General features: G+C 42.6%; 17 protein-coding genes. All 17 read left to right on the top strand.

Going from position 1 to position 16,859, the window contains the following annotated elements; translation table 11 throughout:
- Positions 1–10: 10 nt before the first annotated feature.
- Positions 11–1,429 (top strand): tRNA lysidine(34) synthetase TilS, encoded by a 1,419-nt coding sequence (gene tilS / locus JOC74_RS22710; protein WP_053605125.1) that lies wholly within the window; start codon positions 11–13, stop codon positions 1,427–1,429.
- A complete protein-coding gene (gene hpt / locus JOC74_RS22705) occupies positions 1,426–1,965 on the top strand; it encodes a hypoxanthine phosphoribosyltransferase (protein ID WP_053605126.1) in 540 nt (179 codons plus the stop codon). Before tilS ends, hpt begins: the two co-directional genes overlap by 4 nt.
- Before the next feature lie 96 nt (positions 1,966–2,061).
- A complete protein-coding gene (gene ftsH / locus JOC74_RS22700; RefSeq protein ID WP_053605127.1) occupies positions 2,062–3,954 on the top strand; it encodes an ATP-dependent zinc metalloprotease FtsH in 1,893 nt (630 codons plus the stop codon).
- Between the two features lie 268 nt (positions 3,955–4,222).
- Complete coding sequence (locus tag JOC74_RS22695) at positions 4,223–4,999, top strand: type III pantothenate kinase (RefSeq protein WP_053605128.1); 777 nt, start codon at positions 4,223–4,225, stop codon at positions 4,997–4,999.
- A gap of 10 nt (positions 5,000–5,009) precedes the next feature.
- Positions 5,010–5,885: an Hsp33 family molecular chaperone HslO gene (gene hslO, locus JOC74_RS22690; protein WP_053605129.1), complete on the top strand. Its 876-nt coding sequence runs from the start codon at positions 5,010–5,012 to the stop codon at positions 5,883–5,885.
- A 47-nt stretch (positions 5,886–5,932) separates the two neighbouring features.
- A complete protein-coding gene (locus JOC74_RS22685) occupies positions 5,933–6,820 on the top strand; it encodes a peptidyl-prolyl cis-trans isomerase (RefSeq protein ID WP_053605130.1) in 888 nt (295 codons plus the stop codon).
- Between the two features lie 60 nt (positions 6,821–6,880).
- The gene (cysK, locus tag JOC74_RS22680) at positions 6,881–7,804 is read left to right on the top strand and encodes a cysteine synthase A (RefSeq protein ID WP_053605131.1); all 924 of its coding nucleotides are present in this window, start codon (positions 6,881–6,883) and stop codon (positions 7,802–7,804) included.
- A gap of 146 nt (positions 7,805–7,950) precedes the next feature.
- Positions 7,951–9,003: an SDR family oxidoreductase gene (locus JOC74_RS22675; RefSeq protein ID WP_053605132.1), complete on the top strand. Its 1,053-nt coding sequence runs from the start codon at positions 7,951–7,953 to the stop codon at positions 9,001–9,003.
- A gap of 146 nt (positions 9,004–9,149) precedes the next feature.
- Entirely contained in the window at positions 9,150–10,559 is a 1,410-nt protein-coding gene (locus JOC74_RS22670) for an anthranilate synthase component I family protein (protein ID WP_053605133.1), read from the top strand.
- Positions 10,560–10,565: 6 nt separating this feature from the next.
- Positions 10,566–11,159 (top strand): aminodeoxychorismate/anthranilate synthase component II, encoded by a 594-nt coding sequence (gene pabA, locus JOC74_RS22665; protein ID WP_053605134.1) that lies wholly within the window; start codon positions 10,566–10,568, stop codon positions 11,157–11,159.
- A complete protein-coding gene (gene pabC / locus JOC74_RS22660; protein WP_053605135.1) occupies positions 11,156–12,001 on the top strand; it encodes an aminodeoxychorismate lyase in 846 nt (281 codons plus the stop codon). Before pabA ends, pabC begins: the two co-directional genes overlap by 4 nt.
- Before the next feature lie 24 nt (positions 12,002–12,025).
- Positions 12,026–12,883 (top strand): dihydropteroate synthase, encoded by an 858-nt coding sequence (folP, locus tag JOC74_RS22655; protein WP_053605136.1) that lies wholly within the window; start codon positions 12,026–12,028, stop codon positions 12,881–12,883.
- Positions 12,876–13,238, top strand: a complete 363-nt coding sequence (gene folB / locus JOC74_RS22650; protein ID WP_053605137.1) for a dihydroneopterin aldolase — start codon at positions 12,876–12,878, stop codon at positions 13,236–13,238. Before folP ends, folB begins: the two co-directional genes overlap by 8 nt.
- Positions 13,235–13,738: a 2-amino-4-hydroxy-6-hydroxymethyldihydropteridine diphosphokinase gene (gene folK / locus JOC74_RS22645; RefSeq protein WP_053605138.1), complete on the top strand. Its 504-nt coding sequence runs from the start codon at positions 13,235–13,237 to the stop codon at positions 13,736–13,738. The genes folB and folK overlap by 4 nt, the downstream gene beginning before the upstream one ends.
- Positions 13,690–13,902, top strand: a complete 213-nt coding sequence (locus JOC74_RS22640) for a helix-turn-helix domain-containing protein (protein ID WP_082364182.1) — start codon at positions 13,690–13,692, stop codon at positions 13,900–13,902. The genes folK and JOC74_RS22640 overlap by 49 nt, the downstream gene beginning before the upstream one ends.
- Positions 13,903–13,920: 18 nt before the next feature.
- Complete coding sequence (dusB, locus tag JOC74_RS22635; RefSeq protein WP_053605139.1) at positions 13,921–14,922, top strand: tRNA dihydrouridine synthase DusB; 1,002 nt, start codon at positions 13,921–13,923, stop codon at positions 14,920–14,922.
- 87 nt (positions 14,923–15,009) lie between these two features.
- Positions 15,010–16,512, top strand: coding sequence for a lysine--tRNA ligase (gene lysS, locus JOC74_RS22630; RefSeq protein WP_053605140.1), 1,503 nt, complete (start codon positions 15,010–15,012; stop codon positions 16,510–16,512).
- The last annotated feature ends 347 nt before the right edge of the window (positions 16,513–16,859 follow it).

Here is a 16,859-nt window from a genome sequence, read left to right as displayed (position 1 = left end):
AGTTGACGCTGTGAAAAGTATCGTGGATTTTTTAAACAAACACCGTCTTTCATTAAAAAATAAAACAATAATTGTCGGCGTTTCCGGCGGGCCGGATTCAATCGCCCTTCTTCACGCCCTGAAAAGCACCATGCTGGGATCGTCCCGGCTCATTGCAGCTCATGTGGATCACATGTTCAGGGGAGAAGAGTCTGCAAAGGATCTTCGTTTTGTTCAAAGGTTTTGTGAATCGGAGAGCATAGATTGTGAAGCAGTTCAAATCGATGTTTCTCAATTTGCAAAAGAAAAGCAGATGAATAAGCAAGCGGCAGCCAGAGTGTGCAGATATCGTTTCTTTGAAGAAGTGATGAGAAAAAACAATGCATCCTTTCTTGCATTAGGCCACCACGGGGATGACCAGATCGAAACGATGCTGATGAGGCTTTCGAATGGCACAGTAGGGAAAGGCCTGTCAGGGATACAGCCTGTGCGTTCTTTCGGACCCGGTTGGATTATTCGTCCATTTCTCTCAATCTCAAAGGATGAGATCTTAGGCTATTGCCAGAGTCAAAATCTGGCGTATCGAACAGATCAAAGCAATTTTGAGGATGATTATACTCGAAACCGTTTTAGAAAGAATGTGCTGCCTTTTCTAAAAAGCGAATCGCCTAAGGTCCATAAGCATTTTCAGTATGCCAGTGAAACATTGGCAGATGATGAAACCTATTTGCAAGCATTAACAAAAGAGAAAATGAATAAAGTTATTAAAAATCAGTCTTCCCAATCGGTTGAGATTGATTTGAATCGTTTCGCTGAACTCCCTTTGCCTTTACAAAGAAGAGGGATTTTACTACTATTGAATTACCTTTATGAAAACGTTCCGTTAACGTTTGCATCCATACATATCGAGACGTTTCTGGAATTTGTCTCCCAAAATAAATCTTCAGGCTCCCTCGATTTTCCAAATGGATTAAAGGTGATCAAGTCTTACGGGTCTTGTATTTTTTCTTTTAATCATTCTTTGAATGAACACAACTCATTTTTTTTTCAAATAGATCGACTGAAAGATTGCCGGCTGCAGCTTCCGAATAGTTCATTTCTGGAATTCAGCACGCGAGAGGATCAATCAACTGGCCAAGAAAAAAACACATTTGTTATTAGCCTTAGCAAAACGCCGTTTCCCTTATATGTTCGAAGCAGAAAAACAGGGGACAGGATGAAAGTTAAAGGAATGAACGGGTCAAAAAAAGTGAAGGATATATTTATTGATGAAAAGATTCCTCGATCCCAAAGGGACTATTGGCCAATTGTAACGAACGCAAATCATGAAATTATCTGGCTGCCCGGCTTGAAAAAATCAGTTTTTGAGGAGGCTGACGCTTCAATCAATGACCGGGTTGTAATAAAATATAGACAGCATGAAAACTGTAGGGGGCAATTATACGAATGAAGCATGATATTGAACGGATTTTAATTTCAGAAGAGGAGATAGAAAAAAAGGTAAAAGAGCTCGGGGCGGCTTTAACAGAGGAATATGATGGCCGGTTTCCTCTTGCGATTGGCGTTTTAAAAGGAGCCATGCCTTTTATGGCTGATCTTCTAAAAAATATCGATACATATTTAGAAATGGATTTTATGGATGTATCGAGTTATGGAAATTCTACAGTCTCTACTGGAGAAGTGAAAATCGTTAAAGACCTGGATACCTCAGTGGAAGGGCGCCATATTTTGATCATAGAAGACATCATCGACAGCGGCTTGACCTTAAGCTATTTAGTGGAACTGTTCCGTTACAGAAAAGCCGAATCAATTAAAATCGTCACTCTTCTCGATAAGCCAAGCGGAAGAAAAGCCGATATACAAGCTGACTATGTAGGGTTTGAAGTTCCTGATGCATTTGTCGTCGGTTATGGCTTGGATTACGCGGAAAGGTACAGGAATTTACCGTATATCGGAATCCTGAAACCAGAAGTTTATGAGAGCTAACCTGGCGATAGCTGCAAGCAAGGATATTTGTTGTAATGGAATGATTTTCTATGATACTATTGAACATAGTTGTGCTTACGTGGGAGGAGGTAAGGGATGAATCGGATCTTCCGTAATACCATTTTTTATTTACTTATATTATTAGTAATTATCGGCGTTGTGAGTTTTTTCCAAGGCTCTAACCCGAGAACAGAAAATATGAAATACAGCGACTTTATTGAACATCTTGAAAAGAATGAAGTTGAAAACATCACCATTCAGCCTGTTAGAGGTGTATTTGAGGTTAGAGGACAGCTGGATGGGTATAAAGAAGACCAGTTCTTTTTGACTCACGTGCCTGAAGGAAAGGGTACCGATCAAATTACAGATGCTGCTAGAGGAACGGATGTGACGGTGGATCCCGCACAAGAAACAAGTGCCTGGGTAACCGTATTTACGACGATTATTCCGTTCGTTATCATTTTCATTCTGTTCTTCTTCTTATTGAACCAAGCTCAGGGCGGCGGAAGCCGTGTCATGAACTTCGGGAAAAGTAAGGCGAAGCTGTACACAGAAGAAAAGAAAAAGGTTAAGTTTAAGGATGTAGCAGGAGCCGATGAAGAAAAGCAAGAACTCGTCGAGGTTGTTGAATTCCTTAAAGATCCGCGCAAGTTTGCGGAGCTTGGAGCGCGTATTCCAAAGGGTGTTCTGCTTGTAGGACCTCCAGGGACAGGTAAAACCTTGCTCGCGCGCGCATCCGCAGGTGAAGCTGGAGTACCTTTCTTTAGCATCAGCGGATCGGATTTCGTCGAAATGTTTGTCGGTGTCGGTGCATCCCGCGTACGTGACTTGTTTGAAAATGCCAAGAAAAATGCACCTTGCTTAATCTTTATTGATGAGATTGACGCCGTTGGACGCCAGCGTGGAGCAGGACTTGGCGGGGGTCATGATGAGCGTGAACAAACGCTGAACCAGCTACTTGTAGAAATGGATGGTTTCAGCGCCAATGAAGGGATTATTATCATTGCGGCAACTAACCGTGCAGATATTCTTGATCCCGCACTTTTGCGCCCCGGCCGTTTTGACCGCCAGATTACGGTTGACCGACCGGACGTCAAAGGACGCGAAGCCGTACTGCAGGTACATGCCAGGAATAAGCCGCTCGATGACACTGTAAACCTCAAAGCAATTGCGTCAAGAACACCAGGTTTTTCAGGTGCGGATCTTGAAAACCTGTTAAATGAGGCGGCTCTCGTTGCTGCTCGCATGAACAAAAAGAAAATTGATATGCGTGATATCGATGAGGCGACAGACCGAGTTATCGCGGGTCCTGCTAAGAAAAGCAGAGTCATTTCTAAAAAAGAACGCAATATTGTTGCTTACCATGAAGCTGGACATACCGTAATCGGACTTGTATTGGATGAAGCGGATATGGTTCACAAAGTAACCATTGTACCTCGCGGGCAGGCTGGCGGTTACGCAGTCATGCTTCCTAGAGAGGATCGGTATTTCCAAACGAAGCCGGAGCTGTTGGATAAGATTGTCGGACTTCTTGGCGGACGCGTAGCTGAAGAGATTATCTTTGGCGAAGTGAGTACAGGCGCGCATAATGACTTCCAGCGTGCAACGAGCATTGCCAGAAGAATGGTCACAGAGTTTGGAATGTCTGAAAAACTGGGGCCGCTGCAGTTTGGATCATCTCAAGGCGGGCAAGTATTCCTTGGCCGGGACTTTAATAATGAACCGAATTACAGTGATCGGATTGCCTATGAGATCGATCAGGAAGTTCAGCGATTTATTAAAGAAAGCTATGAGCGTGCGAAGACCATACTTACTGAAAATCGTGAGAAGCTCGAATTGATTGCCCAAACCTTGCTAGAGGTCGAAACACTCGATGCAGAGCAAATCAAGCATCTTTCTGAACAGGGAAAACTTCCTGAAAGAAATTATTCGGACGATCATATCGCGAATGATGATGTGAAAGTCAACATAACGACGAAAAAAGACTGATTGTTAGTTGCACCACCCCTAGCTTTTTGGGCAGTTATCCCCCACCTAGGATTGCTCGTTTACATTCATAATCTTAAGGTGGGGGTCATAGTGCCTGTTAATGCGGGATAAATTTAATGTGTTGAAAAAGCTGCCAGATATGCGATTTGGCAGCTTTTTCTTTCATTTGCTACCGTTCATTTTACAAGACCATGAAACTTCGTGTATCTTATGGAGTGAGAATTCTTTTGATGATTGGTAGAGAAACTATGATAAGTGGTGATGAAGGTTGTTACTAGTATTAGACGTGGGAAATACCAATACGGTTATTGGTGTTTATCATAAAGGAGAGCTTGAGTATCATTGGCGGATTGAGACTAGCCGCAATAAAACAGAAGATGAGTACGGAATGCTTTTGCGATCATTGTTTGAGCATGCGGGGCTGATGTTTGAACAAATTGACGGAATCATTGTTTCATCTGTCGTACCGCCCATCATGTTTGCATTAGAAAGAATGTGCAAGAAATACTTTTTTATTGATCCGCAAATCGTCGGCCCTGGAATCAAGACGGGATTAAATATTAAATACGATAATCCGAAAGAAGTCGGTGCGGATCGTATCGTTAATGCAGTTGCTGCTATTCATCTTTATGGCAGCCCGCTTATCATTGTCGATTTCGGAACGGCGACCACATATTGCTATATCAATGAAAACAAGCAATACATGGGAGGTGCGATCGCGCCAGGCATCACGATTTCTACGGAAGCTCTATATTCAAGAGCGGCAAAGCTGCCTAGGATAGAAATTGTCCGGCCGGAGCACATCATTGGAAAAAACACGGTTACTGCCATGCAGTCCGGGATATTATACGGGTATGTCGGACAAGTTGAAGGCATTGTGAAACGAATGAAATGGCAGTCTAATCATAATCCGAAAGTTATTGCTACAGGGGGGCTTGCTTCTCTTATAGCAGACGAATCAGACTGCATAGATATTGTCGATCCTTTTTTGACATTAAAAGGCCTGGAGCTTATTTACGAGCGTAATCGAGTCGAAACGATATAGGAGGGAAACGATGGACTATTTAATAAAAGCATTGGCTTTCGACGGACAAGTAAGAGCATACGCGGCGAGAACAACGGATACGATTGCCGAAGCGCAAAGGAGGCACGACACTTGGCCGACTGCTTCCGCGGCAATCGGACGGACTATGACCGCGACGTTAATGCTAGGTGCCATGCTAAAAGGAAATGATAAGCTGACTGTAAAAATCGAAGGGGACGGTCCAATCGGAGCCATTATTGCAGATGGAAACGGAAAAGGAGAGGTTCGCGGATATGTCAGTGAGCCCCATGTCCATTTTGACCTAAATGAGATCGGCAAGCTTGATGTGAGGCGGGCTGTCGGAACGAGCGGCACGTTAAGTGTTGTCAAAGATTTAGGCTTAAGAGACCATTTCACCGGACAGGTCGAAATTGTTTCTGGTGAGATTGGCGAGGATTTTACCTATTATCTTGTGACCTCTGAACAGGTTCCCTCATCCGTAGGTGTTGGAGTTTTAGTTAATCCTGACCACTCGATTTTAGCTTCTGGCGGATTTATCGTACAGCTGCTTCCCGGTACAGACGATGAGACAATAACAAAAATAGAAAATCGACTGTCAAAAATTGATCCGATTTCCAAGCTGATTCACAGAGGACTTACTCCAGAGCAGATTCTAGAGGAAGTGTTAGGAGAAAACATTTCTGTATTAGAAACGGTCCCGGTTCAGTTTAGCTGCAATTGTTCAAAGGATCGATTCGCTGCAGCTATAATTGGGCTAGGCGCTCAGGAAATTCAAGATATGATTGTCGAGGATGGCCAAGCAGAAGCGGCATGCCATTTTTGCAATGAAAAATATCACTATACGAAAGAAGAGCTTGAAGCGCTTCGAGATGAGGCTGCGGGGTAAGCGGAAAGCCCCATTTAAATATTTTTTCAGGTGGTGATCAGCTCAGAATGAATCGAAAAATTTGGACGGTTATTATGGTTATGATAGTTGTCAATATCGTAGTCGTTGCCTATGTGTTAACGAGAAATCACGTAACCGCTTCTTCCGGTAATAATGAAGAAGTTGCAACAATAGGAAGCGACTCGATTTCAAGAGAAGAATGGCTGAATAAAATGGAAGAAAATCACGGGAAAGATACGTTGGAAGAGATGATCAATAACCGGGTCATTGAACAATTATCCGAAAAGTATGGGATAAAAGTAACCGATAAAGAGGTAGACAGAGAATTTTTAATGATAAAGGCTGTCTACAATTCTTTCTACGAAGATAATAAAACGACAGAAGCAGAATGGAAAGAGCAAATCCGCCACAATATCCTGTTAGAAGAGCTGCTGACGAAAGATGTCGTCATACCTGATGATGAATTAGAAGCGTTTTATCAAAAAAACAAAGATCTTTACGAGTTTGAGGATTCTTATCGTTTGGCTCACATTGTAGTCAAAACGAAAAAGGAAGCCGATGAAGTGATTCAAGATCTTGAAGGGGGCTCCAGCTTCCAAGCCGTGGCAGCCGAACGGTCGATTGACAGGTATACGTCCCAATATGGCGGGGATTTGGGTTTTGTTTCTTCAAAGCAGGAAAATATTCCGGGTGAGTATATAGAAAATGCAGCAAGGCTTACACCAAACGAGTTTGACAAGAATCCGGTGAAGGTCGACCAGGGGTACGCGGTCATACAGCTACGGGAAAAGCTTGATGCTCGGGTCTTTTCTTATGAAGAAGTAAAGAATCAAATTAAACGGCAAATTGCGATGGAGCAGCTGGGAGATCAGGCGAATGTGAAAACCCTTTGGGATGAAGCGAAAGTGAATTGGTTTTTTGAGGGGAAAGAGTAACAGGTGAAGTGCGATCCTACAAGTGATTAAAATACATATTTAAAAAATGAGGTGTTTATTTTGGTACGTGTGGCTAATCATATTTACGAATTAATCGGCAATACGCCGATCGTTAAGCTAAATCATTTGGTCGATGAAAACAGTGCTGATATCTACTTAAAGCTTGAATACATGAATCCAGGAAGCAGTGTAAAAGACCGGATTGCCCTTGCAATGATTGAAGAAGCTGAGGAAAAAGGGCTCCTAAAAGAAGGAGATACTTTGATTGAGCCAACCAGTGGAAACACGGGAATAGGTTTGGCTATGGTAGCCGCTGCAAAAGGCATCCGCGCTATCCTCGTCATGCCGGACACAATGAGCTTGGAGCGCCGAAATTTGCTTCGCGCATACGGTGCAGAGCTTGTACTAACTCCAGGCGAAGACGGAATGAAAGCCGCAATTAAAAAAGCAGAAGAACTTTCAAAAGAACATGGCTACTTCATGCCGCAGCAATTCAGCAATGAAGCCAACGTTGAGATTCATAGAAAAACAACCGGTAAAGAAATCGTTGAACAAATGGGCGAACAGCTTGACGCATTTATTGCAGGGATCGGAACCGGAGGAACCATTAGCGGCGCCGGGGAAATTTTGAAAAAAGCATACCCTTCCATCAGAATTTATGCGGTAGAGCCGAGTGATTCTCCGATATTATCAGGAGGAAGACCCGGGCCTCATAAAATCCAGGGAATTGGAGCAGGCTTTATCCCATCGATTTTAAACACTAAAATTTATGATGACATTATTCAAGTGAAAAGCGAAGACGCATATGAGTATGCACGCAGAGCTGCCAAAGAAACAGGCATTCTTGGCGGAATTTCATCCGGAGCCGCAATTTACGCTGCATTAAAGGTAGCGAAAAAGCTCGGAAAAGGAAAAAAAGTGCTGGCTGTTTTACCAAGTAATGGCGAGCGTTACTTAAGCACTCCGCTTTACCAATTTGAATAAACGTTCCAGGGGCTGTCCCGAAAGCGAAAACCTGCTTTTGGGGACGGCCCCTTTTTTCATATCAAATAAAACTAAGTCGAATCATTTTCGTTAAAGCAACATCATTCATTAAAATAGTGGTGTGCAAAAAACAAGGAGGGGATTTCATGTCGGAAAAAACTGCACTTGTCGTAGGCGCCACTGGGATTATCGGCAGCTATATTTTAGACCATATCAGTTCTTTAGAAGACTGGAACGTAAAAGGGGTTGCAAGAAATATCCCAAGTGAACATCCTGAACGTTATATCAGCATCGATTTATTAAATGTTGATGATGTAAAAGAAAAAATAAAAGCAGCAGGAGAAGTTACCCATATCTTTTTTGCCGCTTATCAAGATTTCCCTGCCCTGTCAAAAGATCAAATAGAAGTGAATACAAGCATGTTGGAAAATGTCGTAATGGCTGTTGAAGAAACATCAAATTCCTTGCAACGAGTTGTTTTAATGCAGGGAGCAAAGGTTTATGGGGCGCACTTAGGTAAATTTAAGACACCGGCCAAGGAAAGTGACCCTCGTCATCTTCCGCCGAACTTTTATTATAATCAAGAAGATTTTTTGCGATCACATCAAGAAGGAAAAAGCTGGTCGTGGACGATTCTGCGACCGGATCTTGTGGCGGGATTATCAATAGGGAATCCGATGAGTATTGCAATGGCCATAGCTGTTTATGCTTCTATTTCAAAGGAATTGGGACTGCCCCTTCGTTTTCCGGGAAAAGAAGGAGCATATAGTGCTTTAGTTCAAATCACAGACGCATCTCTGCTTGCCCGTGCTTCTGTCTGGGCAGCTGTTCAAGAGCACACGGCTTTTGAAATCTTTAATATCACCAATGGCGATTTATTTAGATGGGAACAATTATGGCCAAAATTCGCTTCATTTTTTGAGATGGACTATGCACCTGTTCAAACTATTCCATTGACAGATATGATGCCGCTGCAAAAAGGTGTGTGGGAAGAAATGGTCGAAAACTATCAGTTGCAGCCCGTTCCTTTTGAAAAGGCTGCAGCTTGGCCATTTGCTGATTTTATATTCGGCAGTGAACACGATGTCATTTCAGATACGACAAAAATTAAACAGTTCGGCTTTCATGAAGTGGCGGATAGCGAGAAAATTTTTCTTGATTTGTTTGCAGAGTTTAAAGAAAGAAAGTTAATACCTTAATGCTGCGGCAGGTCAATTCAGTAAAAAAGAGTCGGCATCACCGGCTCTTTTTTTAGCTTTTTCAATCTGGAAATGAATTTCTCTTTTCTTTCTGAAAAGTTTTGCTTTACAATAATGCTAGAACGAAACAGAGGAATGATGAAAGCATGAAGCGTAAACCGACAGCGAGAACAGTTCCTTGCACTGCATCCGATTTTTTCACAGCGTATGAATGCCTTGCTCGCGACAAAACACACCACGTCCTGCTCGAAAGCGGGCGAGGAGGAAGGTATAGCATAGCTGGATTGGATCCTATCGCCATTGCGGAAGGGAAAGACTGGATCACAACAATAAAATATAGAGATCAAACGTTGTTTAGAGAAGGTGATCCATTTCGGGAGTTTACGGCGTGGTTTCAGACACTCGAAACGGAAACCAATAAGGAATACCCTGACTTTCAAGGCGGGGCCATTGGTTTTCTAAGCTATGATTATGCCCGATATATTGAAGAGCTGAAAATGATTTCTATTGACGATCTAGATACACCTGATTTGTTTTTTCTTGTTTTCGATGATGTAACGGTTTATGACCATGAGAATCAATTGTTGTGGCTCATTACCCATTCCCCGGACGCTACCCTCCGTTTGGACGAGCTGGAAACAATGTGGCTTACTGCTTCAAATGCAGAAGCAAGTGACCAAGAAGAAATATGTACAGACCTATCAGACGGAATTTTCCCGGACTCTCTTGATGAAAGCTCCTTTGCAAAAGCGGTTGAGAAAATAAAGAAGTATATTGCGAGCGGGGATGTGTTTCAGGTGAATTTATCACTGAGACAATCTGAAAAAGTTTCTGTACCGCCATATAAAATATATAAAGCAATGAAAAAAATTAATCCTTCTCCGTATATGGCTTACTTGGAAGCTCCGGATTTTCAAATTATATGCGGATCACCTGAGCTATTGATTAAAAAAACAGGAGCTTTGCTCGAGACAAGGCCAATTGCTGGCACGAGGTCGCGAGGAAAAGATGATCTTGAGGATGAAAGTTTAGCAAACGAGCTTATCGATAACGAAAAAGAACGAGCGGAGCACGTCATGCTTGTAGATTTGGAGCGAAATGATGTGGGCAAGGTTTCCGAGTACGGATCAGTCCATGTCAATGAATTCATGGTTATTGAAAAATATTCCCATGTGATGCACATCGTTTCAAATGTTCAAGGAACGATGAAACCGGAATGTGACGCGGCAGACCTGATTCACGCCGTGTTTCCTGGAGGAACCATTACCGGAGCGCCTAAAGTGAGAACGATGGAAATCATCGAAGAACTTGAGCCAACGAGGCGGGGAGTATATACTGGTTCTATCGGCTGGTTTGGATTTAATCAGGATATGTGCTTTAACATCGTAATCCGGTCGATATATGTTAAGGACAATCACGCATTTATGCAGTCAGGTGCCGGGGTTGTGATTGATTCAAACCCGAAGCATGAATTTAAAGAGGCGCATAAAAAAGCTATTGCCCTGAAGAAAGCTTTAGAGCTTAGCAAAGCAGAGAAAAATACGAGTATGAGGTGAGCAGAGATGATTTTAATGATCGACAATTATGATTCCTTTACGTACAATTTAGTCCAATATTTAGGAGAGCTGGGGGAAGAGCTCGTTGTAAAAAGAAACGACGAAACGACGGTTTCCGAAATCGAAAACATGTCTCCGGACTTTTTAATGATTTCTCCCGGTCCGTGCAGTCCGAATGAAGCGGGCATTAGTATGGACGCCATCCGCCATTTTGCCGGCAAGATCCCTATTTTCGGGGTATGTCTTGGTTATCAAGCCATTGGGCAAGTATTTGGCGGTGATGTCGTCAGGGCTGATCGGCTGATGCACGGGAAGACATCTGAAATGAAACATGATGGAAAAACGATATTCCGCGGTCTGGAAAATCCTTTTACAGCGACAAGGTACCACTCGCTGATTGTGAAGGAAGAAACACTGCCGGACTGTTTTGATAAAACTGCTTGGACCGTTGAAGGCGAGCTGATGGCGATTCGTCATAAAACCATGCCGATTGAAGGGGTGCAATTTCATCCTGAATCGATTATGACAACCTGCGGAAAAGACATGCTTCGTAATTTTATTACTGCTTACCGCCAGGAAGGAAAAAACATCAACGCATGATCATTTATTTAAATGGACAGTATGTAGAGGAGAAAGAGGCAATGCTTTCTCCTCTTGATCATGGTTTTTTGTACGGCGTCGGGGTGTTTGAGTCCTTTTGTCTGATCGGAGCTAAGCCTTTCTTGCTGGAGTGGCATCTTGAGCGTCTTCATTATGCGCTAAATGATTTAGGCATTAACATACATTTAGAAAAACGAGAAGTTCTTCACATATTGGCAGAATTACTCAAGCGCAATCGTTTGCAGGGCGGCAACGCCAGAATTCGTTTAAATGTTTCAGCGGGACCTGGTGAGAAAGCAGCGCCTTCTGCAAATCCATATCTCAATCCATCTGTACTCATTCTTATTTCTCCTTTCCAGCCTGATTCGATCCCTGAAGAAAAGAATGGCATTTTATTAAACCTCCGCCGCAACACACCGGAAGGACACGTGAGACTGAAATCCCATCATTTTTTAAATAACATTTACGCAAAAAAAGAAGTTGGCAATGATTCGTCAAAGGAAGGGATCTTCTTAACGAGCGATCATTATGTCGCAGAGGGAATCACGTCCAACATTTTTTGGAGAAAAGATCAGACCGTCTTTACCCCTTCTATTGGTACGGGGATACTGAACGGCGTCATGAGGCGATATGTATTGCAAGTTCTAAAAGAGAACGGATATGAGATTCGAGTCGGGAAATTTCGCAAAGAATCGCTGCTGGAAGCCGATGAAGCGTGGTTGACGAATTCTGTCCAGGCTATTGTTCCTTTTGCGGCGATAGAATCGTCTGTTTATCCGGGGAAGAACGGAATGCTGACAATATTTTTGAAACAGGTATACAATAAAGAGAGACAGGCTTAAAATCACAATTGAAGGATGATGTTTATGGCAGAGCAAACATTAGCCAGACCAAAACAACTGATCGCAAAAGACTTTCGGTTAACATATGAAGATAAGACCTTAATTATGGGGATTTTAAACATAACTCCGGACTCTTTTTCTGATGGCGGCAAATACCAATCATTGGATAAAGCATTAGCTCATGCCAAGCTTATGATTGATCAGGGAGCCCATATTATTGATATCGGCGGAGAATCGACAAGGCCCGGTTCAGAGTTTGTTTCTGCAGATGAAGAGTTATCACGGGTCATTCCGGTCATTGAGCGGCTGGCAAATGAAATTGAGGCGCCGATCTCAATCGACACGTATAAAGCCGAGGTAGCGGACGAGGCGCTCAAAGCAGGAGCCTCCATTATCAATGATGTATGGGGAGCCAAGGCGGATGAAGGTATGGCAGGTGTTGCAGCAAGTCATGGCGTTCCTATTATCCTTATGCATAATCGCCATAACACGGATTATCAAAATCTTATTGAGGACATGGTGACGGATTTATCAGAAAGCATTTCCCTCGTGAAAGCGGCTGGAGTAGAGGACCATCAGATTATCATCGATCCAGGTATCGGTTTTGCTAAAAACTTTGAGCACAATCTTTCGGTTATGAATCAGCTTGAAGCATTTTGTTCGATGGGATTTCCCGTTTTATTAGCAACATCCAGAAAACGGTTCATCGGGCGGGTGCTGGATCTGCCGCCGGAAGAACGAGCGGAAGGGACAGGAGCAACCGTTTGCCTTGGTATTCAAAAAGGCTGCGATATCGTAAGGGTGCATGACGTACTGCAAATCTCAAGAATGGCGAAAATGATGGATGCGATGATAAACAAAGGAGGCGTTTACCATCGATAAGGTGTATGTCGAAGGTATGGAATTCTACGGGTATCATGGCGTTTTCGCGGAAGAAAATAAGCTCGGTCAGCGCTTTAAGGTCGATTTGTCCGCGTCGCTTGATTTAAGTGAAGCCGGAAAAACCGACAATATCGATGCAACAATAAACTATGCAGACCTTTACCATATTTGCAGGGACGTGGTGGAAGGAAAGCCGGTAAAGCTTGTTGAAACCTTGGCAGAAACGATAACAGCAAAGGTGCTCGAAACGTTTCCGAATGTGTCAGAGTGCAAAGTGAAAGTGATAAAGCCTGATCCCCCCATACCGGGCCATTATCAATCGGTGGCCATAGAAATGACAAGAACGAGACAATGAATAATATCGTATATGTTGCACTCGGCTCTAATATGGGGGATCGCGAAGCATATTTGAGAAGCGCTGTATCCTTTATCCATCAGCATCCTCACGTGAAGGTAGATGCAGTTTCTTCTATATACGAAACCGATCCCGTTGGCTATGACGATCAGGACTTGTTTTTAAATATGGTGATTTCTTTATCGACTTCCTTGGATCCTTTTGAATTGCTTCAGTTTTTGCTGAAGACAGAAGCTAAGCTTGACCGTGAGCGAACGATCAGGTGGGGACCAAGAACAGTAGACCTTGACATTTTGCTCTATAATGAAGAAAATATTGAGACAGAGCAGCTTATTATTCCGCATCCTAGAATGCATGAACGTTTATTTGTACTTATACCCTTGAAAGAAATCAAACCAGATTTGACAGAAGGACTCATAAATAAACGAACAGATCAAGAAGGTGTAAGAATATGGAGGCAGAGAACCGAGGTAGACGAATTCGTGCATACCGAAAGCTAAAAGGGTATACTCAAGAAGAGTTTGCCAGGACTTTAGGCATCTCGGTGTCTGTGCTGGGTGAAGTAGAACGCGGTACCCGTAACCCGTCAGAACAACTGATTCATAATGCAGCTAAAGCTTTAAATATATCGGTGGAAGAATTGCTTTCACCTTGGGATAATTAACGAAAGGAGGATAATCGTATGTTTAAAATCGGCGATATTCAAATGAAAAACAGAGTCGTTCTTGCTCCGATGGCAGGCGTATGCAATTCTGCTTTCAGACTGACTGTAAAAGAGTTTGGAGCAGGCCTCGTTTGTGCAGAAATGGTGAGCGACAAAGCGATTCTCTACAATAACGCCAAAACAATGGGGATGCTTTATATCGACGAACGGGAGAAGCCGTTAAGCCTGCAAATATTTGGGGGAGAAAAAGATACCCTTGTCGAAGCGGCAAGATTTGTTGATCAAAATACCACCGCGGATATTATTGATATCAACATGGGGTGTCCTGTTCCAAAAATTACAAAGTGTGATGCTGGAGCGAAGTGGCTTTTAGATCCGGATAAAATTTACGAAATGGTTTCTGCGGTTGTAGAGGCTGTTGATAAGCCTGTTACTGTAAAAATGAGAATGGGCTGGGATGAGGATCATATTTTTGCCGTCAAGAATGCACAGGCTGTTGAACGCGCAGGAGGTAAAGCAGTATCACTACATGGCCGTACTCGTGTTCAAATGTATGAAGGTACTGCAAATTGGGATATCATTAAAGAAGTTAAAAATTCCGTTTCTATCCCAGTTATCGGAAACGGAGATGTGAAAACTCCGCACGATGCAAAACGGATGCTTGATGAAACAGGTGTTGACGGCGTCATGATAGGGCGTGCAGCATTAGGTGATCCATGGATGATTTACCGTACCGTTCACTACCTGGAGACAGGCAAATTGATGGAAGAACCAAAGGTCCGTGAGAAAATCGAAGTTTGCAAGCTTCACCTCGACCGCTTGATTGCACTTAAAGGAGAATCAGTCGCGGTCCGGGAAATGAGAAAGCATGCAGCCTGGTATCTAAAAGGCATCAGAGGAAACGCAAAAGTACGAAATGAAATTAACCAATGTGAATCAAGAAACTCACTTGTAAACTTATTGGATGAATTTACGATTGAAGCCGAGGCAAAGGAGCTTCAAAAAGCAAAAGTAGGTTAAGTTTTTCTGTTTTGCTGCTCACTGCCAGTTTATTCGCTGGCAGTTTTTTATTCTTGTGATTAATAAAATGATGGAGTGATCGTTAAAATGGGCCAAGAAGAGAATTCCCAGCATGAATTAAATGACCAGCTGAAAGTTAGACGCGAAAAAATGAACGAATTAAGGGAAAACGGGATCGATCCGTTTGGCTTCCGCTATGAGCGTTCTCATCAGTCGAACGAACTGATGGATTCATATCAAGAACTGACAAAAGAAGAGCTGGAAGAAAAAGCAATTCAAGTTACCATTGCGGGACGCATGATGACAAAAAGAGGCAAAGGGAAAGCCGGATTTGCCCATATTCAGGATTTAGCAGGCCAGATTCAAATCTATGTAAGAAAAGACAGTGTCGGCGAAGAAGCTTATGAAATTTTTAAAACAGCTGATTTAGGAGATATCATTGGAGTCTCCGGTAAAGTGTTTAAAACAAACGTAGGAGAACTTTCGGTGAGGGCAGACTCATTTGCATTGCTGACAAAAGCATTGCGTCCGCTTCCCGATAAATACCACGGTTTAAAAGATGTTGAGCAGCGCTATCGCCAACGCTATTTGGATTTAATCGTAAATCCTGACAGCAAACAAACCTTTATTGCAAGAAGCAAAATCATTCAATCGATGAGAAGATACTTAGATGACCACGGATATTTGGAGGTTGAAACGCCTACGATGCACAGCATCCCGGGAGGTGCATCCGCGAGACCTTTCGTTACCCATCATAATGCATTAGATATGCCCTTATACATGCGTATTGCCATCGAGCTTCATCTGAAACGTTTGATCGTCGGCGGCCTTGAGAAAGTGTACGAGATCGGGCGCGTATTCCGTAACGAAGGAGTGTCTACCCGTCACAACCCGGAGTTTACGATGATTGAATTATATGAAGCATATGCTGATTACAAAGATATAATGGCTCTTACCGAGAATGTGATTGCCCATGTAGCAAAAGAGGTTACTGGATCTACTACAGTTCAATATGGAGACTATGAGGTGGATTTAAAGCCTGAGTGGAAAAGAATTCATATGGCTGACGCTGTAAAAGAAGCAACGGGCGTAGACTTTAGACAAGAAATGTCTCTAGATGAAGCAAGAGAATTAGCAAAAGAACATGGGATCGAAATCACGAATTCTATGAGTATCGGACATATTATCAATGAATTTTTCGAGCAAAAAGTAGAAGAAACTCTTATTCAGCCTACTTTTGTTTATGGGCATCCGGTAGAGATCTCGCCTTTAGCGAAGAAAAACCCGGAAGATCCCCGCTTCACTGATCGTTTCGAGCTGTTTATTGTGGGCAGAGAACATGCAAATGCATTTACAGAGTTGAACGACCCAATTGACCAGAGAGAAAGATTCGAAGCTCAGCTGAAGGAAAGAGAAGAAGGAAATGATGAAGCTCACTTAATGGATGAAGATTTCGTTGAAGCATTGGAATACGGAATGCCTCCAACAGGCGGTTTAGGCATTGGAATTGACAGACTCGTCATGCTGTTGACGAATTCGCCATCTATAAGAGATGTATTATTGTTCCCTCAAATGAGGCATAACCGCTAGGATGCTTAATAACCACTGCCTTGCAGTGGTTTATTTCTTTTTTTGGGGCCTGTATAAGAAGATGAAATATACTAAGAAAAAAATTATCTTAAATTCTTTAAAAAAATATAAAAAAGGTGTTGCGCAAACATTCATAGAGTGGTATATTATTATTCGTTGCCGCAAAAAGAGGGCAACAGCAAAAAAACTTTTTAAAAAAAGTCTTGACTTATTATCTTGATTCTTGTTATGATAATAGGGTCGCTCTAAGACAATGATCTTTGAAAACTAAACAAGACAAACGTACCTGTTAATTCTAGATTTTGTTTTAAAAAATCGCATAGGCGACTATGCGTAGTCAGTCAAAC

The organism is Bacillus capparidis, from assembly GCF_017832095.1.
GTDB classification, from domain to species: Bacteria; Bacillota; Bacilli; order Bacillales; family Bacillaceae; genus Bacillus; species Bacillus gobiensis.
Note: the sequence above shows the minus strand (reverse complement) of the source record. Positions and strands in the feature narration are given on the sequence as shown.

What these genes read in the sequence shown, in the direction of transcription:
- hpt (WP_053605126.1), top strand. Translation starts at nt 1,426, where the DNA reads ATGAAGCATGATATTGAACGGATTTTAATTTCAGAAGAGGAGATAGAA.
- ftsH (WP_053605127.1), top strand. Translation starts at nt 2,062, where the DNA reads ATGAATCGGATCTTCCGTAATACCATTTTTTATTTACTTATATTATTA.
- hslO (WP_053605129.1), top strand. Translation starts at nt 5,010, where the DNA reads ATGGACTATTTAATAAAAGCATTGGCTTTCGACGGACAAGTAAGAGCA.
- JOC74_RS22685 (WP_053605130.1), top strand. Translation starts at nt 5,933, where the DNA reads ATGAATCGAAAAATTTGGACGGTTATTATGGTTATGATAGTTGTCAAT.
- JOC74_RS22675 (WP_053605132.1), top strand. Translation starts at nt 7,951, where the DNA reads ATGTCGGAAAAAACTGCACTTGTCGTAGGCGCCACTGGGATTATCGGC.
- JOC74_RS22670 (WP_053605133.1), top strand. Translation starts at nt 9,150, where the DNA reads ATGAAGCGTAAACCGACAGCGAGAACAGTTCCTTGCACTGCATCCGAT.
- pabA (WP_053605134.1), top strand. Translation starts at nt 10,566, where the DNA reads ATGATTTTAATGATCGACAATTATGATTCCTTTACGTACAATTTAGTC.
- pabC (WP_053605135.1), top strand. Translation starts at nt 11,156, where the DNA reads ATGATCATTTATTTAAATGGACAGTATGTAGAGGAGAAAGAGGCAATG.
- folP (WP_053605136.1), top strand. Translation starts at nt 12,026, where the DNA reads ATGGCAGAGCAAACATTAGCCAGACCAAAACAACTGATCGCAAAAGAC.
- folK (WP_053605138.1), top strand. Translation starts at nt 13,235, where the DNA reads ATGAATAATATCGTATATGTTGCACTCGGCTCTAATATGGGGGATCGC.
- JOC74_RS22640 (WP_082364182.1), top strand. Translation starts at nt 13,690, where the DNA reads ATGGAGGCAGAGAACCGAGGTAGACGAATTCGTGCATACCGAAAGCTA.
- dusB (WP_053605139.1), top strand. Translation starts at nt 13,921, where the DNA reads ATGTTTAAAATCGGCGATATTCAAATGAAAAACAGAGTCGTTCTTGCT.
- lysS (WP_053605140.1), top strand. Translation starts at nt 15,010, where the DNA reads ATGGGCCAAGAAGAGAATTCCCAGCATGAATTAAATGACCAGCTGAAA.